This window comes from Streptomyces sp. SLBN-31 (assembly GCF_006715395.1).
Taxonomy (GTDB): Bacteria; Actinomycetota; Actinomycetes; order Streptomycetales; family Streptomycetaceae; genus Streptomyces.
On the sequence record NZ_VFNC01000001.1, the window covers coordinates 645,328 to 665,983 of the forward strand.

Consider the following 20,656-nt stretch of genomic DNA (forward strand, 5'->3'; position numbering starts at 1 on the left):
ACCTCCTAGGGAATCCGGAGCGTTAGTTCACGGATTCACAAGTTCACAAGTGGGGGGACTCTCAGAGTGGCAGGTAAAGCACGGGTCAACAAGAGGGCGCGGGCAGCCGATTGAGGGCGCGCACGCTCATCTGTGGGTTCCGGTGTGCCTCAGTAGCGCTGGTTGAGGTACCCCAGCAACTCGTCGTGCAGCGGGCCGTTCGACGCGGCCGCGTTGCCGCTGTGCGGGCCCGGGCGGCCGTCGAGGCCCGTGAAGGTGCCGCCGGCCTCCGTCACGATGACCGCGTTGGCGGCCATGTCCCACAGGGAGAGCTCGGGCTCGGCGCAGATGTCGACGGCGCCCTCGGCGACCAGCATGTAGGGCCAGAAGTCGCCGTACGCGCGTGTGCGCCACACCTCGCGGGTCAGGTCCAGGAAGCCGTCGAGGCGGCCCTGCTCCTCCCAGCCGGACAGCGAGGAGTAGGCGAAGGAGGCGTCCGACAGCTTCGAGACACGGGAGACGTGCAGGCGGGAGGCGGAGGACAGGCTGCGGCCGGTGAACGCGCCGTGCCCCTGCGCGGCCCACCAGCGCCGACCCAGCGCGGGCGCGGAGACGACGCCGACCACCGGCTCGAAGCCGGTCTCGCCGGCCTCCATCAGGGAGATCAGCGTGGCCCACACCGGGACACCGCGCACGTAGTTCTTGGTGCCGTCGATCGGGTCGATCACCCAGCGCCGGGGGCCCGTGCCCTCGACGCCGTACTCCTCGCCGAGGATCGCGTCGCGCGGGCGGGCGCGCTGCAGCTGGCCGCGGATCAGCTCCTCGGCGGCCTTGTCCGCCTCGCTCACCGGAGTCATGTCCGGTTTGGTCTCGACCTTGAGGTCGAGGGCCTTGAAACGGGCCATGGTCGCCGCGTCCGCGGCGTCCGCGAGGACATGGGCGAAACGGAGGTCGTCGAGGTAGTCCGGCATGGGACGAACGCTATCCGGCGAGGTGTACGAGGGGCCACACGGCCCGGATTACGGTCTGACGGCACATGGTGGCCGAAGGGCGCTCCCGCGTGCTCCCGCGAACCCTTGACAGTGCGTGTGCACGCGTCAAATCTGGGCGCAGAGTCGCTCCGCCCCAGGGAGGCGATGATGCCTGCAGCGCGGGAATCCCTACTGGACGCCGCCTACACGGCGCTGGCGCGCCGGCCGTGGTCCGCCGTACGGATGGTGGACGTGGCCGCGGCGGCCGGAGTGTCCCGGCAGACCCTCTACAACGAGTTCGGCAGCAAGGAGGGGCTCGCCCGGGCACTGGTCAGAAGGGAGGCGGACGGCTTTCTCGCGGGAGTGGAGCGGGCGCTCGCCACGCACTCCGACGCCCGCGAGCGGCTGACCGCGACCGCCGAGTGGACCGCGTCGGCCGCCCGGGAGAACGCGCTGGTACGGGCCATGCTGACCGGCTGCTGGAGCGAGCGGCTGCCCTCGCCGACGCTGTCCGCCGTGCCGTCCTCCTCGGCCGTGCCCGCGCAGCGCAGGGCCGACGGCCCGCTGCCCTCGCCCGGCGACTTCGTGGCCATCGTCCGCGACCGGGCCGTGGCGGTGCTCGGGGGGCCCGGCGCGCACCGGACGGACACGGCGGAGCTGGCCCGCTCCTGCGAACTGGTGGTCAGGCTGGCGCTGTCCTGCGTGGCCGCCCCGCCGGTCGACGGCGGGGTGGGGGACCTGGTGCGCACGGCGCTGCCCCGGCAGCCGGCGTGAGCCGGCCCCGGGCGGGGTCGCCGCCTAGTGCGTCGAGCCCGACAGTTGGAGGCCTATGACCCCCACGATCACCAGGCTGATCGACACGATCTTCAGCGTGGAGACCAGGTCGCCGAGGAAGATCATGCCGTAGATCGCGGTGCCCGCCGCGCCGATGCCGGTCCAGACGGCGTAGGCGGGGCCGACGTCGAGCTTGCGCAGGGAGAGGGTCAGCAGGCCGAAGCTGCCCAGGGCGAAGACGCAGAACGCGATCGTGGGCCACAGACGAGTGAAGCCGTGCGAGAGCTTGAGGCACACGGCGAAACCCGTCTCGAGCAAACCGGCCACCACTACCAGCAGCCACGCCATGTGCTGTCCTCCCGTACGTCCGCTCGGTGCGAGTATGCACTTACCGGGCCGGCGTACGGGCAAACAACGCGGTGGTCAGTCGCCCTCCTTGTGCTCCCGGGTGGACAGCAGCCGGCGCAGTGAGTACAGCCTCGCCGGATCCGCGTGGCCCTCGGCAACCCACTGGTCCAGCGCGCAGTCCGGCTCGTCGTGGCTGCAGGCGCGCGGGCAGCCCTCGGTGCCGGGTTCGAGGTCCGGGAACGCTTTGATGACCCGGGACGGGTCGACGTGCGCGAGGCCGAAGGAACGCAGGCCCGGAGTGTCGATCACCCAGCCGTCGCCGCCGAGGGGGAGGGCCAGGGCGGAGGTCGTGGTGTGGCGGCCGCGGCCCGTGACCGCGTTGACATGACCGGTCAGACGGCGGCGGTCCACGGGGACCAGCGCGTTCACCAGCGTCGTCTTCCCCACGCCAGAGTGGCCGACGAACGCCGTGACCTTGCCGTCGAGCTGCTCGCGCACCCGGCCCACCGCGTCGCCGTTCTCCAGCTCCTCACGGCTGGTGACCACGTACGGGATGTCCAGATCGCCGTAGAGCTCCAGGAGCTTGTCGGGCGGCGACAGGTCCGACTTGGTCAGGACGAGGAGGGGGGTCAGGCCGCCGTCGTACGCGGCGACCAGGCAGCGGTCGATCAGGCGGGGGCGGGGCTCGGGGTCGGCCAGGGCCGTGACGACGGCGAGCTGGTCGGCGTTGGCCACGACCACGCGCTCGAAGGGGTCGTCGTCGTCCGCCGTGCGGCGCAGCACGGACGTCCGCTTCTCGATGCGGACGATCCGCGCGAGGGTGTCCTTCTTGCCGGTGAGGTCACCGACGATGGCCACCCGGTCGCCGACCACCGCCGCCTTGCGGCCCAGTTCGCGTGCCTTCATCGCCAGCACGGTCCGGCCGTCGACCAGACAGGTCAGCCGGCCCCGGTCGACGGTGAGGACCATGCCCTCGGCCGCGTCCTCGTGGGCGGGGCGGATGTTCGTACGCGGCCGGGTTCCCTTGCGGCCCGGGCGGACACGGATGTCGTCCTCGTCGGTGTGCTTGCCGTAGCGGCGCATCTCCTCTACGTCCCTACGCCCCGAGCATCCCGGTCCACAGCTCGGGGAAGTCCGGCAGGGTCTTCGCCGTCGTCGCCACGTTCTCGATCTGCACGCCCTCCACCGCGAGGCCGATGATCGCGCCGGCTGTCGCCATGCGGTGGTCCTCGTAGGTGTGGAAGATCCCGCCGTGCAGGCGGCGCGGGCGGATGTGCAGGCCGTCGGCGGTCTCGGTGACGTCGCCGCCGAGTTCGTTGATCTCCTTGGTGAGCGCGGCCAGCCGGTCCGTCTCGTGCAGGCGCAGATGGGCCACCCCGCGCAGGGTCGAGGGGGAGTCCGCGAGGGCCGCGACCGCGGCGATGCCCGGAGTCAGCTCGCCGACGTCGCCGAGGTCCACATCGATACCGTGAACGGCACCCGAACCGGTGAACTCCAGTCCGTACTCGGTGAGTTCGCAGGAACCGCCCATTTCGGTGAAGATCTCCCGCAGCCGGTCGCCGGGCTGGGTGGTGTGCACCGGCCAGCCGGGCACGACGACCTTGCCGCCGGTGACCAGGGCGGCGGCGAGGAACGGCTGGGCGTTGGACAGGTCGGGTTCGACGGTCAGGTCCCGGCCGAGCAGCGCGCCCGGCGTCACCCGCCACACGTTCGGCTCGCCGCCCGACTCCGGCGTGTCCACCTGGGCGCCGACGGTGCGCAGCATGTCCACGGTCATGCGGATGTGGGGCAGGGAGGGCAGCGAGGAGCCGACGTGCCGGACCTCGACCCCCTGGTTGAACCGCGGGCCGGACAGCAGCAGGGCGCTGACGAACTGCGAGGACGACGAGGCGTCGATCTCCACCGGGCCGCCGTCCAGCGCCCCGCCGCCGTGCACCGTCAGCGGCAGCGCGCCGCGGCCGTCGTCGTCGATCCGCGCGCCCAGCACGCGCAGGGCGTCGATCACGCCGTGCAGGGGGCGCTCGTACGACCGCGGGTCGCCGTCGAAGCGGACGGGGCCGTCGGCGAGGGTGGCCACCGGGGGCAGGAAGCGCATCACGGTGCCGGCGTTGCCGACGTCGACCGTGGCCGGGCCGCGCAGGCCCGTGGGCAGCACCCGCCAGACCTCGCCCGTGCCGTCCGGGCCGACCCCCTCCTCGATGCCGACGCCCATGGCGCGCAGGGCGCCGGCCATCAGCAGCGTGTCGCGCGAGCGCAGGGGGCGGCGCAGCCAGCCGGGCTCGGAGGCGAGGGCGGCCAGCACCAGGGCGCGGTTGGTGACCGACTTGGACCCGGGCACGTGGACCGTCGCGTCGACGGCTTCGCTCGCGTGCGGGGCGGGCCAGAGGGCGGTGTGTGCGGGGTTAACGGTCATGGCCCCACTTTAGTGGCTGGGCGTGACCGGAGATCTTGATCAAATGCGGCGAAATCATGGTGAAAGAACGGCATGGGAATTGCCGTGCATATATGCGCGCGCACGGGCCGCAGCGGTGCCCGGTCACATCTCCAGGAGCCAGCGTCCTCCGCCGATCAGCGAGCACAGCGACACCGCGTGGAACAGGAACAGCCACAGTCCCGCCGGCACGTGCGTCAGCCGGGAGAGCTGGTCCGCGTCCGAGTCGCCCGCGCCGCCGCGCATCCTCTTGGCCTGCAGTTCGAACGCCGGCCGGACGCCGCCCACCAGCAGGAACCACACCACCGCGTACGCGAACGCCGCTTGCACCTGCGGCCCCGCCAGCCACGACACCAGCAGGAACATCCCGCCCGTGAGCACCACCGTCAGCGCGCCGTAGGCGTTGCGGATCATGATCAACATGGCGATGAGCAGGGCCGTCGCCGCCCACAGCAGCAGTGTGATGTGCCCCGCGGCCAGCAGGGCCGCGCCGCCCAGGCCGAGCAGTGAGGGGGCGGTGTAGCCGGCGGCCGCGGTCAGGATCATGCCGATGCCGTGCGGCTTGCCGCGGGAGAGGGTCAGGCCGCTGGTGTCCGAGTGCAGCCGTATCCCCGTCAGCTGACGCCCGGTGAGCAGGGCGACCAGGCCGTGACCGCCCTCGTGGGCGATGGTGATGGCGTTGCGCGCGATGCGCCACACGCTGTGCGGGACGGTGACGGCGAGCGCCGCGACGAGGGTCGCGAGGACCACCCACAGGTCGGGGTCGGGCTGGGTGCCGAAGACGCGGTCCCACAGGGAGGCGAACGAGGATGCGGTGCTGTCCATTGGCGGGCGTGGCTCCCATGGGTCTCGGCGGTTGCGGCGGTGTGGCGCGTAGGTGCGGACGGTACCTGAGACGCCGGCCCCGCAGGGATCGTTCCTGACAGCAAACCCGCAGGTCACGGTGTCGATGTGACGAAGTCGTCCAGCACTCTGCTTTACCCGTGCCGGCTGTGCGCCCCCTTGGAGACACCTGTGCCGCGGCCGACTCCGCCGGTGCCACCTGCGCCTTTTTCGTCACCGCCGCAACCAATCCGGCGTCCCGGCAGGAACGGATTACGCCACGGACATGTCCCGACCACGGAGGCCCTCGGTGAAGGAAGCGGTACATATCGGCAGGAATCCTGCACATGAGCCAGATCTGCAGGAACTGGTCCGCCGTGTGGCCCTGGGCGACGAGGAGGCGTTCGCCGCCGTCTACGACGCCGTCGCGAGCGGGGTGCTGGGAGTCGTCCGGGCCGTCGTACGGGACCGGGCGCAGTCGGAGGAAGTGGCTCAGGAGGTGCTGGTGGAGGTGTGGCGGACGGCTCCGCGCTTCCGGTCCGACCGGGGCACGGCCATGAACTGGATCCTCACGCTGGCGCACCGCCGGGCCGTGGACCGGGTGCGCTCGGTGGAGGCCGCGGCCGCCCGGGACCACAAGGCGTCCCTGCTGGAGCGGGTGCCCGAGTACGACGAGGTGGTCGAGCACGTCGAGGCCCGGCTGGAGCGGGAGCAGGTGCGGCGCTGTCTGCGCACGCTGACCGAGATCCAGCACCAGGCCGTCACCCTCGCCTACTACCGGGGGCTGACCTACCGGGAGGTGTCGGAGGCGCTGGCACTTCCGCTCGGCACCGTCAAGACGCGCCTGCGCGACGGACTCATCCGGCTGCGCGACTGTCTGGGAGTGACCGCATGACCACCGCCGACCTGCACCGGCTGACGGGCGCCTACGCCCTGCACGCCCTCTCCGACGAGGAGAGCGCCGCGTTCGAACGGCATCTCGCGGGCTGCGAGGCGTGCGCGCAGGAGACGGCCGAACTGCGCGCCACCGCCGCCCGCCTGGGACTCGCCACCGCCGCGACGCCCGCTCCCGGGATGCGCGAGCACGTGCTGCGGCGCATCGGCACCGTCCGCCAGGACGGCCCCGGCGAACCGGCCCGGTCCGCCCTCACCCGCACCGAGCCGCGCGGCCGGACGGTGTCGCGCTGGGCGCTGGCGGCCTGCCTCGCGGCCGTCACGGCACTGGGCGGCACCACCGTCTGGCAGCACCAGCGGGCCGAGGACGCCCAGGACCGGGCGCGCCGTGCCACGCGGGCGACGGACGACATCGCCGCCGTACTGACCGCGCCGGACGCCAGGACCAGGGCCGCCGAACTGGCCGGCGGCGCCACCGGGACCATCGTGGTCTCCCGCAGCCGGGACCGGGCCGTCTTCGCCGTCTCCGGGATGGCCGCGCCGCCCAGCGGCAAGGTCTACCAGCTGTGGTTCGACGACGACGGCACGATGCGGTCGGCCGGCCTCATGGACTCCCACCACGCCGAGCAGACCCTCCTCCTGCGGGGCGCCGTCGACGGGGCGTCGGGCATCGGCATCACCGTCGAACCCGGCGGCGGCTCGAAGCACCCCACTTCCGCGCCGGTCGCGCTGCTGTCCTTCCCGAGCTGAGCGGCTGCCGTCCGACGCGGTCGGCGACCGTGGAGCTGGGTGGCGGCCGAGTCCGTCCCTGGCCGGTCGCCGGATGCGGCCGGTGACCGCGGGGACCCGGCGGGGACGGGTGGCTGATCGTCCGTGGCCGGCCGGCCGGTGGCCACCGCCGGCCGCCGCCGGCCGCCGCCGGACGCGGTCGGTGACCGGAGAATCCGGCGGTGGCTCGGAGTACCGCACCTTCGCGTCCGCTCGCCCGGCGTCAGACGCGGCCTGTGACCGTGACCGTGACGGTCGGTGTGGGGTGGGTCGGGGCCAGGGTGGTCAGGCGGTCGCGGACATGGGCGCGGACCGCGCGGGCCACGTCCACCGCCCTGGCCCGGCGGGCCACGACGACCTGGATCTCCACGTGCCAGGAGCCGTCCTCGCCGTCCGCGGTCATCCGTACTCCCGCGGGCCGGGTCCGGCCGGTGTGCGCTGCCGGGCGGGACAAGGGGGAGCGCAGCCGCTCGGCCAGTCCCGGCTTGAGGAAGGCCACCCCGGCCACGCCCTCCGCCGCCGCGGCGGCCTCCTCGACGAGCGTCGTCTGCGCGATGTGCGCGGTCATGGCGTACGGCCTTCCTGGTCGTCGTCTGCCGGTGCGGCGACGAGATCGATGACACGGATGTCCACGGCGGCCAGGGTCATTCCCAGCTCGCGGTCCGCCGCCTCACGCACGCACCGCCGCACCCGCTCGGCGACGTCGGGAAGGAAGGCGGCGATCGGGGCGTGGATGTCGAGACGGGCCCCGACGGCGCCGTCCCGCGCGCCGTCCTCACGGCCGTCGAGGAGGCGGCAGGAGCCGGCCCGCACGCCCGGGACGGTCTCGGCGGCCGCGCGCAGCACCCGCGCCGCGACCGCCTCCATGACCCACAGGTCCTCCGCGGGCTCCCCGAGGGGCAGCGGCCGCCCGGGACGCAGTTCGAGGCGTACGACGTCCATGACGCGCCGGGTCAGCGGCTCGGCGTCCCACGCGTGGGCGTCCGCCGCGTCGTCGCGCAGGCCGCGCACCGCGGACTCCAGCCGGTCGAGCTCGCCCACGGCCTCCCGGCAGTACGGGCAGGACCGCAGGTGGGCGTCGTCGGCCCGTTCCTCCCAGGCGAGCCAGGTGTGCGACAACAGCCGTCCGCACGGCAGGAGTTCGTCCTCGTCCCCCGCGGTGACGGCGCTGTTCGGCGGGTCGGTGTGAGAGGTCATCGCCAGGCCCCCAGTGCTTGTGTCAGACAACGGCGTGCGCGGAAGACCCGGGCCCGGACGGCATCCTGGCTGATTCCGACCGTGTCCGCGATGAACTCGTAGGACCGGCCGTCCAGTTCCCGCAGCACCCAGCACGCCCGCTGTTCGGGCGACAGCCGGCCGAGGGCCTCGCGCAGCTCCCGGACCGCGTCGCGGGCCTCCGCGATACGGGCCGGGGACGCCGTGTGCTCGGCGGCGGGCAGGTCGCCGGCCGCGTCCAGCGGGGTCACCGGCCTGCGGGCGCGCAGCACGTTCAGGCAGCGGTTGGTGACGATCCGGTACATCCAGGTGCCGAACGCGGAGCGGCCCTGGAACTCGGGCAGCCTCCGCCAGGCCCTGAGGAAGGCGTCCTGCACGGCGTCCTCGGCCTCGGCCCGGTTGCCGAGCAGACTCGTGGCGAGCCGCAGCAGCGCCGGGGCATGGCGCCGTACCAGCAGGGCGAAGGCGTCCTCGTCCCCTTCGGCGGCGCGGACCGCCAGCAGGGCGTCGTCCGTGCCCGCCCGGCCGACCGCTGGTGTGCTCTGGGTGCGGGACCCCGCCACGGGGCGGCTCCTCTCGTCCGTTCTTCCGAAGGTTGGACAGCGCCGGGCCGTCGTTGTTACGGAGCACTTCCGCGAGCGGGCGCCGCGCGGATGCCCGCCCCGGGGGTGGAAACGGGACGGGCGATCTCCCGGAGCGGAAGTCGACATTATTTCTCGTACATCCGTAGCCGGACCGGGCTCGGATTGGTCGGAAAAAAGAATTCATTCAATCGTGTGTACGGCCAATCCGGTCGGGCTCGGGGGCCGGATTCCCCACGTGAGCGAGAACGAGAAGGAACGCCGAATCCGGCCCGGCACCGTGGCGCTGGGAGCCCTCAGCGGTGCGCTGGCGGGCTTCGCGGCGCTCGCGTTCGCCGAGGCGGTGGCCGGGCTGGTCCGACCGCAGGCCGGTCCCGTGGTGGCGGTGGGCGGCGCGGCGATCGACCGCACCCCCACCCCCGTGAAGGACTGGGCGATCCGCCATTTCGGCACCGACGACAAACTCGTTCTGCAGCTCGGAATTCTCGCGGTGCTGACGCTCTTCGCGCTGCTGCTGGGAATTGCCGCACCGCGCTTCCGGCGCACCGCCGCTCTCGGCGTGCTGCTGTTCGGCGTGGTCGGCGCGGCCGCGGCGACGAGCCGCCCCGACTCGCGCGGCGTGGCGGACGCGCTGCCCTCGGTCGTCGGCGCCGTCGTCGGCGCGGTGGTGCTGTACGTCCTCGCGGGCCGCCTCGCGCCCCGGCCTCCGGCCACGACCGAGCGGGAAGCGGCACCCGGCGACCGGGACCGGCGCGGGTTCGTGATCACCGCGACGGCCGCCGCTCTGGCCTCGGCCGGGGCTGGTGCGCTGGGCCGGTCGCTCGGCGGCGCGGCCGGCCGGGACGCGGTGGCTTCCCGCCGGGCCGTGATGCTGCCCGCTCCCGCCTCCCCGGCGGCCGCCGTCCCTCGTGGCGCGGGGCTGCGCATCCCCGGGATCAGCCCCTTCACCACGCCGAACGGCTCCTTCTACCGGGTCGACACCGCCCTGGTGGTGCCGAAGGTCGACGCCACCGCCTGGCGGCTGCGCATCCACGGCAAGGGAGTCGCCCGGCCCCGCAAGCTCACCTACGACGACCTCGTGCGACGCGAGCTGATCGAACGGGACATCACGCTCACCTGCGTCTCGAACGAGGTCGGCGGCCCCTACGTCGGCACGCCCGCTGGATCGGCGTACGCCTGGCCGATCTGCTGGCCGAGTGCGGGGTGCGCCCGCCCTCCCGGGGCGGCCCGGCCGACCAGCTCGTGGCCCGCTCGGTCGACGGCATGACCATCGGCAGCCCCGTCGAGGACGTGATGGACGGCCGTGACGCCCTCCTGGCCGTCGGGATGAACGGCGAACCCCTGCCCTTCGCGCACGGCTTCCCCGTCCGCATGGTGGTGCCCGGCCTCTACGGCTTCGTCTCCGCCTGCAAGTGGATCGAGGACATCGAACTCACCACGTTCGACGCCTACGATCCCTACTGGGTGAAGCGCGGCTGGGCCCGCCGGGCCCCCGTCAGGACGCAGTCCCGGATCGACACCCCCAAGCCCTTCGCCCGTCCCTCCGCCGGCACGGTCATGGTCGCCGGGGTCGCCTGGGCCCAGCACCGCGGCATCGACAAGGTCGAGGTCCGTGTCGACGACGGGCCCTGGCGGGAGGCCCGGCTGGCCGCCGAGGACAGCCGCGACACCTGGCGCCAGTGGTCCATCCCCTGGGAGGCCGCCAAGGGGAGCCACACCCTCACCGTGCGCGCCGCCGACCGCACCGGCCGGCTCCAGACCGCCAGACGCACCCGGACCGTCCCCGACGGTGCCAGTGGATGGCACTCCGTCGTCGTGACCGTCGACTGACCCGCTCCTCGGACCACCTTTCCCGATCCGTACGCCCGCGGCACCCCGCCGCGGAACCCGACAGGAGAACCATGATGAACACCCGTATCCGTCGTACCGCCGTCACCCTGGCCGCCGCGGCCGTCCTGCCGCTCGCCCTGAGCGCCTGCTCCGACAGCGGCAGCGACTCCGCCAAGTCCGACTCCTCGTCGAAGGCGTCCGCCTCGGCCTCCGCGTCGGACGACGGCATGACCGGCGCCGGCAGCACCGTCTCGGCGGACAAGCCCTTCGGAGCGGCCTGCTCGGCCGTGCCGAAGGACGGCGCCGGTTCCTTCGACGGCATGGCCCAGGACCCCGTGGCCACCGCCGCCTCCAACAACCCCGCCCTGTCCACCCTCGTGACGGCGGTGAAGAAGGCCGGTCTGGTCGACACCCTCAACAACGCTCAGAACATCACGGTGTTCGCCCCGACCAACGACGCCTTCGCGAAGATCCCCAAGGCCACCCTGGACAAGGTCCTCAACGACAAGGCCCAGCTGACGAAGATCCTCACCTACCACGTCGTCGGCAAGCAGCTCACCCCCGCGGACCTGGAGAAGGGCTCCTACGAGACGCTGGAGAAGTCCAAGATCACCACCTCCGGCTCCGGTGAGTCCTACACCGTCAACGGCTCCGCCAAGGTCGTCTGCGGCAACGTCAAGACTGCCAACGCGACCGTCTACATCATCGACTCCGTCCTGATGCCGACCAGCTGACGCGTCCCCAGGGGCCGGGCGGCACCACCCCGCGGTGGTGCCCGGCCTCTTTTTCCGCGGTTCCCGCGTCACAGGGCCCGCCGCGACGGGTCCAAGGAAGTGAAGACAGAGACGGCCAGGAAAGGAACGTGCCATGACCACGCAGACCCCCCAGACCGCACTCACCGGCAAGGACGCGTCCACGCCGCGCACGGGCGGGGCGCCGGCGAAGACGACGGCCGTGTCCGGCGGCGCGACCGGTGCCGACCAGCCGGCCGCCGACCGCGGCCGGACGTCGATCGCCGACGTGGTCGTCGTGAAGGTCGCGGGCATCGCGGCCCGCGAGATCCCCGGCGTCCACGACATGGGCGGCGGCCTCTCCCGCACCGTCGGCGCGGTGCGCGACCGCGTCCCCGGGGGGCGGTCCAACATCGGCCGCGGCGTCAAGGTCGAGGTGGGCGAGCGGCAGACCGCCATCGACCTGGACCTCGTCGTCGAGTACGGCGTCGCCATCACGGACGTCTCCAGGGACGTGCGGGAGAACGTCATCTCCGCGGTCGAGCGGATCACCGGCCTGGAGGTCGTCGAGGTGAACATCACCGTCAACGACGTCCGGCTGCCCGAGGAGGAGGAGCCCGAGACCGCGGCCGCGGCCCGCGTGGAGTAACGGCCGTCGATCCGGGTGAGAGGGGACCAGAGCATGAGCACAGCGTTCATGGGGATGATCGCGGGCATGGCCCTAGCGTTCGCCGGCTACTTCGGCGGGTTCGGCGCCTTCCTGCTCGTGGCCGCGCTCGGCGGTCTGGGCTGGGCGCTGGGCCGGTGGGCCGAGAGCGGCGGCAGCGTCCGGGACGTCCGTGACGTCTTCGAGCGGAGCCGCCGATGACCGCGGCCGCGGAACGGGGGACCACCACCGTCTCGCAGGGGGCGGTGCGCAGAATCGCCGAGCGGGCGGCCACCGAGGCGCGGGCCGGCCGGGTGGTCGGCTCGGCGGCGTCCGTACGGGGCACGAGCGCCGAGGTGTCCCTCAAGCTGACGTTGCCGTATCCGGCTCCGCCGGCCGACAGCGTGCGGGAGGTCCAGTCCCACGTCACGCAGCGGACCCGGCCCCTGACGGGACTCGACGTCCACCCGCCGCGCATCGGCGTCACGGCACTCACGCCGACGGCCACCTCCACGGCGTGGGACGCCCTCCCGGCGGCCGCCGGGCCGCGTACGCCCCGGCGGTGGTGGTCGCGGCGCGGGATGCCGGTCGCCCTGCTGGCCTGGGTCGCGGCCGTGAGCTGCGGTGCGCTCGCCTTCGACCTGTTCCGCGTGCACCTCGCGGACCGGCCGGCGGCCGCCTGGCGCACCGGTGCCGTGCACTGGCTGTCGGCCCACGGCCCCGGTGATCCGGCGGTGGTCGCCGCAGGCGCGCTGATCGCTCTCATGGGCGCGTTGATGATCCTGCTCGCCCTCGCGCCCGGCCGCCGCGACCAGTGGACCGTGGACGCCCCCGCGGCCCGCGTGGCCGTGGCGGTGGACCGCTCGGCCTGGTTCCAGGAGGCGCGGGCACCCCGGGCCGGCGGCAGCAGCTGGGTGTCGATGTGCAGCAGCGTGGTATTGCGGGAGTAGCGGAAGGCGCCCAGCACCTCCCGTTCCCGCTCGCTCGCGTCGGCCAGCAGACGCAGCGCCTGGTCCGGGTGGACCGCGATCACGACGGCGTCGTACGACTCGGTCGTGCCGTCCTCGGATGTGAGGTCGGCCCCGTCGGCGTGCCGGTGCACCGCCCGCACGGGTGTGCCGGTGCGCACCTCGGCGATCTGCTTGGCGATCCGGTCGACGTACTCGCGCGAACCCCCGGTGACCGTGCGCCAGGTGGGGGAGCCGCTCACCGAGAGCATCCCGTGGTGGTCCATGAAGCGGAACAAGTAGGCGGCCGGGTAGCGCTGGGCGGTGCCGGCGTCGCACGACCACACCGCGGACACCAGCGGCGTCATGAAGTGGCTGCGGAAGTAAGCGGAGAAGCCCTCCCGCTCCAGGAACCGGCCCAGGGTGAGCGAGGCGTCGCCGCCGGCGTCCAGCAGTCGCCGGGCCGTCCGGTGGAAGACCGGCACCTCGGCCAGCAGCCGCAGGTACGGGCTCCGCAGCAGGTTGCCCGGCCGTGGGAACAGGCCGGCCGGGCCGCGGGCGCCGGCGTACTCGAGGCCGCACCCGTCGCACCGCACCGACATGCTCATCGCCGACTCCTGCGTGGCGACGCCGAGTTCGTCGAAGAGCCGCAGCAGACGCGGATAGGTACGGCGGTTGTGCACGATGAACCCGGAGTCCACGCGGTGCATCCGGCCGTCGTGCGGTGAGACCAGCTCATGCGTGCGCGCGTGCCCGCCGAGCCGGTCGTCGGCCTCGTACAGGGTGACGTGACGGTTGCGCCCCAGGACGTGGGCCGCGGTCAGTCACGCCACGCCGGAGCCCACCATGGTCGTCCGCCCCCGACGCCCTGACCTGCCCTGCGGGCCGTGCCGGGCGTCCGTCGACGTCCGCTCCATCTCGTTCCTCCCGCTCCGGTGATCGGCGATCCGGGTGTGATCCGGAGCGGGCCGTGCGGTGGATTGGCCGCTGTCGGGGCAGCCGGAGACCGGCCCGGGCGGACCGCGCCTTTCCGTAAGGTGGCAGGTGCGAGACGCCGGTGAGGCAGGTCGAAGGGGTGGTTTCGAGGTGTGCGGACGGTATGCGGCGAGTCGGCGGCCGGAGGAGCTCGCCGGGATCTTCGAGATAGAGAAGGCGGAGGAGCCCGAGGAGACGTTCGCGCCGGACTACAACGTGGCCCCCACCAAGGAGGTCTACGCCGTCCTGGACCGCCCGCTCAAGGACGTCGAGGACCCGCGCCCGGTGCGCCAGCTGCGCAGCCTCAAGTGGGGTCTGGTGCCGTCCTGGTCCAAGTCCCCCGAGGGCGCCGCGCGGATGATCAACGCCCGCGCGGAGACCGTCCACGAGAAGCCGTCGTACCGGCGGGCCTTCTCCTCCCGCCGTTGCATCATCCCCGCCGACGGCTACTACGAGTGGGTCACCGGCACGCAGGAGCGGGATCTGGAGGTCGAGGGCAGGAAGAAGCGGCCGCGCAAGCAGCCGTACTTCGTGCTGCCCGCCGACGGCTCGGTCTTCGCGATGGCCGGCCTGTACGAGTTCTGGCGCGACAAGACCCTCCCCGACGACCACCCGCAGGCCTGGTGGGTCACCTGCTCGGTGATCACCACCGAGGCCGAGACCACGCCCCTGGCCGTCTCCCCGGCCGAGGGCCCGCGCTCGCTGGCGGAGATCCACCCCCGCATGCCGCTGATGCTCACCCCCGACCGCTGGGACGGCTGGCTCGACCCCTCCCGCACCGACCCGGAGGACCTGCGCGGTCTCCTGTCCCCGCCCCCGCCGGGCCTGATGCGCGCCTACCCGGTCTCCACGGCCGTCAGCAACGTCCGCAACAACGGCCCGGAGCTGCTCAAGGAGCTGGACGGCCCCGAAGAGGGCACACTCTTCTGACGTGACGACCGAGATCATCCCTACGGAGGCGGGCGACGCCCGCATCACCTGGCACCCCGCGGACCGTGCCCGGCTCGTGCTGGCCGTGAGCCACGGCGCGGGCGGCGGCATCGAGGCCCGGGACCTGCGGGCGCTGGCCGCGGCCCTCCCGGCCCACGGCGTGAGCGTCGCCCTCGTGGAGCAGCCCTGGCGGGTGGCCGGCAAGAAGGTGGCGCCGGCGCCCAGGACGCTCGACACCGGGTGGCGGGGAGTATGGCCCGCGCTGGTGAAGGCCGGGCCGCCGGTGATCTCCGGCGGCCGCAGCGCCGGGGCCCGGGTGGCCTGCCGTACGGCCGTCGAGCTCGGCGCCCGTGCCGTTCTGGCGCTGAGCTTCCCGCTCCACCCGCCCGGGCGGCCGGAGAGGTCCCGGGCCGCGGAACTGCTCGGGGCCGGGGTGCCCGCCCTCGTCGTACAGGGCGGCAACGATCCCTTCGGCAGGCCGGAGGAGTTCCCCGACGGGGACTACCGCCTGGTCGAGGTCCCGCACGGCGATCACGGCTTCGCGGTGCCGAAGAGGGCGGACATCACGCAGGAGCAGGCCGTGGCGCTCGTCACGGACGCGGTGGTGCAGTGGGCCGGGTCACTCGGGTAATGGGCCGGGAATGTTGCGGCCCCGGCCTCTGTTGTGGCCGACAGAAGTGCTGAACCACCAGCACCGATCGTCGTCGGAGAGGAAGTCCGCCGCATGGGTTCGACCATCTGCCCGAGCCGTGAGCGCAGCGCTGACCTGGACTGGACGGTGCTGCACGCGGCCAAGACCACCCCTGTTCGGGGGGCGGCGGGGACGGGTCGTCGTCTATCCTCCAATTCCGGTGGTACCGGTCTCGGTGCTGCCCGGAACTTTGAGGAGGTGGGTCCGGTCACTGGGATCGACGCAGGGACCGACAACGGCCAGGCGGAGCAGCCCGAGGGCCAGGGCGTCAGCGCGGAGTCGACCTCGGAGCGCAGCGCGCGCTTTGAGCGGGACGCGCTCGAATTCCTCGACCAGATGTACTCGGCCGCCCTGCGCATGACGCGCAACCCGGCCGACGCGGAGGACCTGGTGCAGGAGACGTACGCCAAGGCGTACGCGTCCTTCCACCAGTTCCGTGAGGGCACCAACCTCAAGGCGTGGCTGTACCGGATTCTCACGAACACCTTCATCAACTCCTACCGCAAGAAGCAGCGCGAGCCCCAGCGCAGTGCGGCGGAGGAGATCGAGGACTGGCAGCTCGCCCGCGCCGAGTCGCACATGTCGACCGGTCTGCGCTCCGCGGAGTCGCAGGCGCTCGACCACCTGCCGGACTCGGACGTGAAGGAAGCGCTCCAGGCGATCCCCGAGGAGTTCCGCATCGCCGTCTACCTCGCCGACGTAGAGGGCTTTGCGTACAAGGAGATCGCGGACATCATGGGGACACCCATCGGTACGGTGATGTCCCGGCTGCACCGGGGCCGCCGTCAACTGCGTGGCATGCTCGAGGACTACGCCCGTGAGCGCGGGCTGGTCCCGGCCGGCGCCGGAGAGTCGAACGAAGCGAAAGGCTCGGGCTCATGAGCTGCGGAGAGCCGCACGAGACGGACTGCAGTGAGGTCCTCGACCACCTGTACGAGTTTCTCGACAGCGAGATGCCGGAAGTCGATCGCGACAAGTTCAAGCGGCACTTCAAGGAGTGCTCGCCGTGCCTGGAGAAGTACGGCCTGGAGCAGGCCGTGAAGAAGCTCGTCAAGCGCTGCTGCGGGCATGACGACGTACCGACCGACCTGCGCTCCAAGGTGATGGGGCGGATCGATCTGATCCGCTCCGGCCAGGCGGTCCCCGAGCACGACGTCACGGCGACCCCGGCGACTCCCCAGGAGTCGTGACGGCCACCGGCGTGGCCCGGTGCACGGCCGTGTTCGTCTCGAACTGACACGCTGCGCAAGCTTGTTCGGTCACTCGAACGTGCTAATCCCCCTTTCATAAGCCACGCGTTCCCCTGCCCCGCCCTAGGCTCGTCGGCCAGAGCAGGCACGGCCGGGGAGGGGTTTGATGGAGGCGGTTCCGGCGCGGGCCCGTGCGTATGTCGCCTGCGTCGTCCTGGCCGCCCTGCTCTGTGCGGCACCGCCGCCGCGGACCCCCGCGCCCTGGTGGGCGGTCGTCCTGCTCGCCGCCGTGTACGCCGGGTGCGAGCGGGCCGCGGCCCGCTGGCGCTTCGTCGGCACCTTCTACCCCGTCCTCCTCGCCGGCGCCTTCCTGCTGCCGCCGGCCGCCGCCGCGCTGGTCCCGGTGCCGGGCGCGCTGCTGTCCCGGGTCGAGCAACGGCCGTACGCGCTGCGGCGGATCTGGCGCGCGGCGCACCTGATGCTCGGCGTCTGGGCCGCGAGCTCGGTGCACGGGACGCTGGGCGGCCGGGACACGCTCGCCGGCTCCGACTTCCCCTGCGCCCTCGGGCCCGCCGGGGCCGCGGTCCTCGCCTTCTGCCTGACGCTGACGGCGCTGGAGGGCGGCATCCTCGCCCTCGGCGAACGCGTTCCGCCGCGACGGGCCTGGCGCGGGCTGTTCCTCCGCTCCCTCGCACCCGTCGCCGTGCACGGGCTGGCCGGACTGATGATGGCCGTGCTGTGGCGCAGCCCGTACGGCCCGGTCGCCGCGCTGCTCGTGCTGCTGCCGATGTGCGTGTCCTGGTGGGTGTTTGCGCAGTACCACCGGGAGGGGGCCGCGCACCAGGCGACCATCCGGGCGCTGGTCCAGGCCGTCGACATCAAGGACGGCTACACCCGCGGGCACAGCGAGCGGGTCGGCCAGGCGTCGATGATGATCGCGCGGGAACTGGGCCTGGACGACGAGCGCGTCGAGGTGCTCCGGTTCGCCGGGATCCTGCACGACGTGGGCAAACTCGGCGTCCCGACCCGGCTGTTGCGCAAGGACGGCCCGCTCACCCCCGAGGAACGGCGGGTCATCGAGCTGCACCCCGAGTACGGGCACGAGATGGTGCGCGGGATCGGGTTCCTGGGGGAGGCCCGGGCGGCCGTGCTCCACCACCACGAGCGGCTGGACGGCAGCGGCTACCCCTACGGCCTCATGGGCGCCCAGATCCCGGAGTCCGCCCGGGTCGTCGCGGTCGCCGACGCCTTCGACGCCATGACCTCCACCCGCTCCTACCGGCGGGCCCGGCCGGTGCCGGCCGCGCTGGAGGAACTCCAGCGGTGCGCCGGGGCACAGTTCGACCCGCTGATGGTGACGGCACTGGTACGGGCACTGGGGCGGGAGGGATGGCATCCGGTGGTCACCGCCGGCGAGGAACCGGACCCGTTCGTCCCGGCGCAGCAGGCCGCCGACCGCTCCGGAGCCCGCCCGTGAAGAGGGCCATCCACAGTGCCGCCGCCCTCCTCGCCGGCGTCTGTCTCGCCGTCACCCTCTGGACCGGCCTGGAGGAACGCTCCACCGCCCTCGCCTTCGGCCTGCTCGTCTGCGTCGGCGAGCTCGGCCGCTGGACCGGCGCCCGGGTGCGCGAGGCCGCGCCGCTCGGGGCCGCCGGCGCCCTGTCGTACGCGCTGCTCGGCGCGGACGCCGGAAATCCCTCCCACCACGGCGTCACCCAGGTCGTGAGCGTCGTCCTCGCCGCCTCCCTGCTCGGCAGCGTGCCCCACACCGCGCGCGGCCGGGGGCCGACGACGGACCATCTCGCCCGCCGCGTACTGACCGTCGGCTTCACCGCCGTCTGCTTCCAGCCTCTCTACGACCAGGGTCTGTTCGAGCAGTGGGGCGGCCCCGCCTACGCCCTCGCCCTGCTCGCGCTCCTCACCCTCACCGCCCTGTGCGACTGCGTGCTCGCCGCCGCCCTCGCGCACTCCCGCACCGGCTGGCCCTTCGGGCCCCTGCTCCGGGACGAGCTGCGCGGACTGCTCGGCATCGGCTCCGCTGTGGGCGCGACCGGCGCGGTGATGGCGCTCGCGGTGGCCGTCGTCGGCCTGTGGGCACTGCCGGTCTTCTCGCTGCCCCTGCTGCTGACCCAGCTGTCCTTCAAACGGTACGCGGCGGTCCGCACCACCTACCGTCAGACCATCGCCTCCCTGGCCCGCGCCACCGAGATCGCCGGGTACACCCCCGCCGGGCACGCCAGACGCGTGGCCGAGCTCAGCCGGGCCGTCGGCCGCGAGCTGGGACTGACCCGGCCCGAGCTGGCCGTGCTGGAGTCCGCGGCCCTCATGCACGACATCGGCCAGCTCAGCCTGGTCGACCCGGTCCCGGCCGGCGCCACCGCCGACCTCCCCGGAGCCGAGCAGCGCCGGATCGCCCTGCTCGGCGGGGCCGTCGTACGGCAGACCGGGGTGGACTCGGCGGTCGCCGTGGTGGTGGAGCGGCAGGCCGACCCCTACCGGGAGCAGCCGGTCGCCGCGCGGATCGTCCGGGCCGTGAACGCCTACGAGGAGAAGGTGCGCGACACCGGCCCCGGCGGACCCCTGCGGGCACTGGAGGAACTGCGGCTGGCCACGGCCGGGGACTACGCGCCCGACGTGGTCGAATCCCTGGCCCGGGTCCTGGCAAGGGACTGTCTGACGCTCCCCTCGGCTGGGTAACCCATGGGTAATGAGCGCCCTTCCAGCCCCACATGGTTGGATGCGAATGAGAGGGTGTCCGGGGGCAGACTCCGGGCCGGCCCACTCCAAGGAACTGGCAGGCGGGAATCGTGAGGATCTTCGGCAAGGGACGACACCGGCCCTCCGCCTCCTGGCGGCAGGCCACCGATCGCGCGTTCACGCTCATCGGCGACGGCCGGTACGAGGACGCGGGCGCGCTGCTGACGCGCGCCGCCGATCTGGAGCCCTGGCTGTCCGAGTCCTGGTTCAACCTCGCCCTGCTGCACAAGTTCCGGCACGACTGGGAGCAGGCCCGTGCCGCCGGGCTGCGCGCCGTCGCCCTGCTCGACCGGGAGACCGGCGCGCCCGACTGGTGGAACGTCGGCATCGCGGCCACCGCCCTCCAGGACTGGCCGCTGGCCCGGCGGGCCTGGCAGGCCTACGGGCTGCGGGTGCCGGGCGCGGTGGCGGCAGGCGGCGAGCCCGTCGGGATGGAGCTCGGCAGCGCGGCCGTACGGCTGTCGCCGGAGGGCGAGGCCGAGGTGGTGTGGGGGCGGCGGCTGGACCCCGCCCGCATCGAGGTCCTGTCGATTCCGCTGCCGTCGTCCGGCCGGCGCTGGGGCGAGGTCGTCCTGCACGACGGTGTGCCGCACGGTGAGCGCACCACGGCGGCCGGACACGCCTACCCGGTCTTCGACGAGATCGAGCTGTGGGCCCCCTCGCCGGTGCCGACCTGGGTGGTGCTGCTGGAGGCGGCGACCGAGTCCGACCGGGACGCGCTGGAGCAGCTGGCCGCGGACGCGGGGTTCGCCGCCGAGGACTGGTCGTCGTCGGTGCGGTTGCTCTGCCGGATGTGCAGTGAGTCCCGGATGCCCTCGGACGAGGGCGACGGGGAGCATCTCGATCCGCACGACCACAGTGAGCCGGGGCATCCCGGGCCGCTCGGGCACCGGACCGACGGGCAGTTGTGGGTGCCGGAGCGGGAGTGCGGGGTGGCCGCGCCGGCTTCACTGGTACGGGGGTTGCTGGACGGGTGGGTCGCCGACAGTCCGGAGTCGAGGGATTGGCGGGATCTCGAGGAGGTCTGTTAGGACCGTTGCCGTCCGCGGGTCCGTGGGGGCTGGTCGCGCCCCAGGCGGCGGAGCCGCACAGCGACACTGCCCCGCCCCCCTGGAGGGGCGCGTCCACGTACCCTGTATCAGCAGTGAGCCCCGGGATTTTTGAGGAAGGCATCGT

At 73.1% G+C, this 20,656-nt stretch carries 22 protein-coding genes and 2 pseudogenes; 15 read left to right on the forward strand and 9 right to left on the reverse strand.

All coding sequences use genetic code 11. From position 1 onward, the window contains the following. Positions 1-149: 149 nt before the first annotated feature. Positions 150-950, reverse strand: a complete 801-nt coding sequence (gene hisN, locus FBY22_RS03080; protein ID WP_142142356.1) for a histidinol-phosphatase — start codon at positions 948-950, stop codon at positions 150-152. Between the two features lie 168 nt (positions 951-1,118). Here hisN and FBY22_RS03085 point away from each other — a divergent pair, with 168 nt between their 5' ends. Then, on the forward strand, positions 1,119-1,724 hold the full coding sequence (locus tag FBY22_RS03085) for a TetR/AcrR family transcriptional regulator (RefSeq protein WP_142147315.1): 606 nt from the start codon (positions 1,119-1,121) through the stop codon (positions 1,722-1,724). A 24-nt stretch (positions 1,725-1,748) separates the two neighbouring features. On the opposite strand, the gene FBY22_RS03090 is transcribed toward FBY22_RS03085, so the two are convergent. The 4 genes from FBY22_RS03090 to FBY22_RS03105 form a co-directional block, all read right to left on the reverse strand. Next, entirely contained in the window at positions 1,749-2,072 is a 324-nt protein-coding gene (locus FBY22_RS03090) for a multidrug efflux SMR transporter (protein WP_142142357.1), read from the reverse strand. A gap of 75 nt (positions 2,073-2,147) precedes the next feature. Continuing rightward, entirely contained in the window at positions 2,148-3,155 is a 1,008-nt protein-coding gene (rsgA, locus tag FBY22_RS03095; RefSeq protein ID WP_142142358.1) for a ribosome small subunit-dependent GTPase A, read from the reverse strand. Positions 3,156-3,168: 13 nt separating this feature from the next. Beyond that, the gene (aroA, locus tag FBY22_RS03100) at positions 3,169-4,485 is read right to left on the reverse strand and encodes a 3-phosphoshikimate 1-carboxyvinyltransferase (RefSeq protein ID WP_142142359.1); all 1,317 of its coding nucleotides are present in this window, start codon (positions 4,483-4,485) and stop codon (positions 3,169-3,171) included. A gap of 123 nt (positions 4,486-4,608) precedes the next feature. Then, entirely contained in the window at positions 4,609-5,328 is a 720-nt protein-coding gene (locus tag FBY22_RS03105) for a M50 family metallopeptidase (RefSeq protein ID WP_142142360.1), read from the reverse strand. A 307-nt stretch (positions 5,329-5,635) separates the two neighbouring features. Here FBY22_RS03105 and FBY22_RS03110 point away from each other — a divergent pair, with 307 nt between their 5' ends. Further along, positions 5,636-6,220 (forward strand): sigma-70 family RNA polymerase sigma factor, encoded by a 585-nt coding sequence (locus FBY22_RS03110; RefSeq protein WP_142142361.1) that lies wholly within the window; start codon positions 5,636-5,638, stop codon positions 6,218-6,220. After that, positions 6,217-6,969, forward strand: a complete 753-nt coding sequence (locus tag FBY22_RS03115) for an anti-sigma factor domain-containing protein (protein WP_142142362.1) — start codon at positions 6,217-6,219, stop codon at positions 6,967-6,969. Before FBY22_RS03110 ends, FBY22_RS03115 begins: the two co-directional genes overlap by 4 nt. A 241-nt stretch (positions 6,970-7,210) precedes the next feature. On the opposite strand, the gene FBY22_RS03120 is transcribed toward FBY22_RS03115, so the two are convergent. Genes FBY22_RS03120 through FBY22_RS03130 form a run of 3 tightly spaced genes read right to left on the reverse strand, consistent with a single transcriptional unit; the run spans position 7,211 to position 8,765 of the window. After that, complete coding sequence (locus tag FBY22_RS03120) at positions 7,211-7,555, reverse strand: hypothetical protein (RefSeq protein WP_142142363.1); 345 nt, start codon at positions 7,553-7,555, stop codon at positions 7,211-7,213. Then, the gene (locus FBY22_RS03125; RefSeq protein WP_142142364.1) at positions 7,552-8,184 is read right to left on the reverse strand and encodes an Asp23/Gls24 family envelope stress response protein; all 633 of its coding nucleotides are present in this window, start codon (positions 8,182-8,184) and stop codon (positions 7,552-7,554) included. The genes FBY22_RS03120 and FBY22_RS03125 overlap by 4 nt, the downstream gene beginning before the upstream one ends. Then, the gene (locus tag FBY22_RS03130; RefSeq protein ID WP_142142365.1) at positions 8,181-8,765 is read right to left on the reverse strand and encodes an RNA polymerase sigma factor; all 585 of its coding nucleotides are present in this window, start codon (positions 8,763-8,765) and stop codon (positions 8,181-8,183) included. The genes FBY22_RS03125 and FBY22_RS03130 overlap by 4 nt, the downstream gene beginning before the upstream one ends. Before the next feature lie 256 nt (positions 8,766-9,021). Here FBY22_RS03130 and FBY22_RS03135 point away from each other — a divergent pair. The 5 genes and pseudogenes from FBY22_RS03135 to FBY22_RS44080 all read left to right on the forward strand — a co-directional run bounded on the left by FBY22_RS03135 (position 9,022) and on the right by FBY22_RS44080 (position 12,940). After that, positions 9,022-10,613 (forward strand): annotated as a pseudogene (locus tag FBY22_RS03135) (molybdopterin-dependent oxidoreductase). Between the two features lie 74 nt (positions 10,614-10,687). Continuing rightward, positions 10,688-11,347 (forward strand): fasciclin domain-containing protein, encoded by a 660-nt coding sequence (locus FBY22_RS03140; RefSeq protein ID WP_142147317.1) that lies wholly within the window; start codon positions 10,688-10,690, stop codon positions 11,345-11,347. Between the two features lie 133 nt (positions 11,348-11,480). Beyond that, entirely contained in the window at positions 11,481-11,993 is a 513-nt protein-coding gene (locus FBY22_RS03145; RefSeq protein WP_142142366.1) for an Asp23/Gls24 family envelope stress response protein, read from the forward strand. Positions 11,994-12,026: 33 nt separating this feature from the next. Further along, positions 12,027-12,212, forward strand: a complete 186-nt coding sequence (locus tag FBY22_RS03150) for a hypothetical protein (protein ID WP_142142367.1) — start codon at positions 12,027-12,029, stop codon at positions 12,210-12,212. Beyond that, positions 12,209-12,940: a hypothetical protein gene (locus tag FBY22_RS44080; protein ID WP_174267046.1), complete on the forward strand. Its 732-nt coding sequence runs from the start codon at positions 12,209-12,211 to the stop codon at positions 12,938-12,940. The genes FBY22_RS03150 and FBY22_RS44080 overlap by 4 nt, the downstream gene beginning before the upstream one ends. On the opposite strand, the pseudogene FBY22_RS03155 reads toward FBY22_RS44080, so the two are convergent. Next, a pseudogene (locus FBY22_RS03155) lies at positions 12,841-13,761 on the reverse strand (NAD(P)/FAD-dependent oxidoreductase); the annotation flags it as partial. The gene FBY22_RS44080 and the pseudogene FBY22_RS03155 sit on opposite strands and share 100 nt — an antisense overlap. 262 nt (positions 13,762-14,023) lie before the next feature. Between FBY22_RS03155 and FBY22_RS03160 the strand changes: the two are divergent. From FBY22_RS03160 to FBY22_RS03190, 7 genes are all read left to right on the forward strand, one after another. Beyond that, positions 14,024-14,842 (forward strand): SOS response-associated peptidase, encoded by an 819-nt coding sequence (locus FBY22_RS03160; protein WP_142142368.1) that lies wholly within the window; start codon positions 14,024-14,026, stop codon positions 14,840-14,842. 1 nt (position 14,843) lies between these two features. Beyond that, complete coding sequence (locus FBY22_RS03165; RefSeq protein ID WP_142142369.1) at positions 14,844-15,473, forward strand: alpha/beta family hydrolase; 630 nt, start codon at positions 14,844-14,846, stop codon at positions 15,471-15,473. 258 nt (positions 15,474-15,731) lie between these two features. Continuing rightward, a complete protein-coding gene (sigR, locus tag FBY22_RS03170) occupies positions 15,732-16,415 on the forward strand; it encodes an RNA polymerase sigma factor SigR (protein ID WP_058923321.1) in 684 nt (227 codons plus the stop codon). Continuing rightward, complete coding sequence (gene rsrA / locus FBY22_RS03175) at positions 16,412-16,723, forward strand: mycothiol system anti-sigma-R factor (RefSeq protein ID WP_142142370.1); 312 nt, start codon at positions 16,412-16,414, stop codon at positions 16,721-16,723. Before sigR ends, rsrA begins: the two co-directional genes overlap by 4 nt. A gap of 166 nt (positions 16,724-16,889) precedes the next feature. Then, positions 16,890-18,200 carry an HD-GYP domain-containing protein gene (locus FBY22_RS03180; protein WP_142142371.1) on the forward strand — a complete coding sequence of 437 codons (1,311 nt, stop codon included), beginning with the start codon at positions 16,890-16,892 and terminating at the stop codon, positions 18,198-18,200. Then, complete coding sequence (locus tag FBY22_RS03185) at positions 18,113-19,420, forward strand: HD-GYP domain-containing protein (protein ID WP_260844700.1); 1,308 nt, start codon at positions 18,113-18,115, stop codon at positions 19,418-19,420. Before FBY22_RS03180 ends, FBY22_RS03185 begins: the two co-directional genes overlap by 88 nt. 110 nt (positions 19,421-19,530) lie before the next feature. Further along, the gene (locus FBY22_RS03190) at positions 19,531-20,511 is read left to right on the forward strand and encodes a hypothetical protein (protein WP_142142373.1); all 981 of its coding nucleotides are present in this window, start codon (positions 19,531-19,533) and stop codon (positions 20,509-20,511) included. Positions 20,512-20,656 lie beyond the last annotated feature (145 nt).

Excerpts from the sequence above, each read along its gene's own strand:
- hisN (WP_142142356.1), bottom strand. The coding sequence starts at position 950 with ATGCCGGACTACCTCGACGACCTCCGTTTCGCCCATGTCCTCGCGGAC.
- FBY22_RS03085 (WP_142147315.1), top strand. The coding sequence starts at position 1,119 with ATGCCTGCAGCGCGGGAATCCCTACTGGACGCCGCCTACACGGCGCTG.
- FBY22_RS03090 (WP_142142357.1), bottom strand. The coding sequence starts at position 2,072 with ATGGCGTGGCTGCTGGTAGTGGTGGCCGGTTTGCTCGAGACGGGTTTC.
- rsgA (WP_142142358.1), bottom strand. The coding sequence starts at position 3,155 with ATGCGCCGCTACGGCAAGCACACCGACGAGGACGACATCCGTGTCCGC.
- aroA (WP_142142359.1), bottom strand. The coding sequence starts at position 4,485 with ATGACCGTTAACCCCGCACACACCGCCCTCTGGCCCGCCCCGCACGCG.
- FBY22_RS03105 (WP_142142360.1), bottom strand. The coding sequence starts at position 5,328 with ATGGACAGCACCGCATCCTCGTTCGCCTCCCTGTGGGACCGCGTCTTC.
- FBY22_RS03115 (WP_142142362.1), top strand. The coding sequence starts at position 6,217 with ATGACCACCGCCGACCTGCACCGGCTGACGGGCGCCTACGCCCTGCAC.
- FBY22_RS03120 (WP_142142363.1), bottom strand. The coding sequence starts at position 7,555 with ATGACCGCGCACATCGCGCAGACGACGCTCGTCGAGGAGGCCGCCGCG.
- FBY22_RS03125 (WP_142142364.1), bottom strand. The coding sequence starts at position 8,184 with ATGACCTCTCACACCGACCCGCCGAACAGCGCCGTCACCGCGGGGGAC.
- FBY22_RS03140 (WP_142147317.1), top strand. The coding sequence starts at position 10,688 with ATGAACACCCGTATCCGTCGTACCGCCGTCACCCTGGCCGCCGCGGCC.
- FBY22_RS03145 (WP_142142366.1), top strand. The coding sequence starts at position 11,481 with ATGACCACGCAGACCCCCCAGACCGCACTCACCGGCAAGGACGCGTCC.
- FBY22_RS03150 (WP_142142367.1), top strand. The coding sequence starts at position 12,027 with ATGAGCACAGCGTTCATGGGGATGATCGCGGGCATGGCCCTAGCGTTC.
- FBY22_RS44080 (WP_174267046.1), top strand. The coding sequence starts at position 12,209 with ATGACCGCGGCCGCGGAACGGGGGACCACCACCGTCTCGCAGGGGGCG.
- rsrA (WP_142142370.1), top strand. The coding sequence starts at position 16,412 with ATGAGCTGCGGAGAGCCGCACGAGACGGACTGCAGTGAGGTCCTCGAC.
- FBY22_RS03180 (WP_142142371.1), top strand. The coding sequence starts at position 16,890 with ATGGAGGCGGTTCCGGCGCGGGCCCGTGCGTATGTCGCCTGCGTCGTC.
- FBY22_RS03185 (WP_260844700.1), top strand. The coding sequence starts at position 18,113 with ATGGCATCCGGTGGTCACCGCCGGCGAGGAACCGGACCCGTTCGTCCC.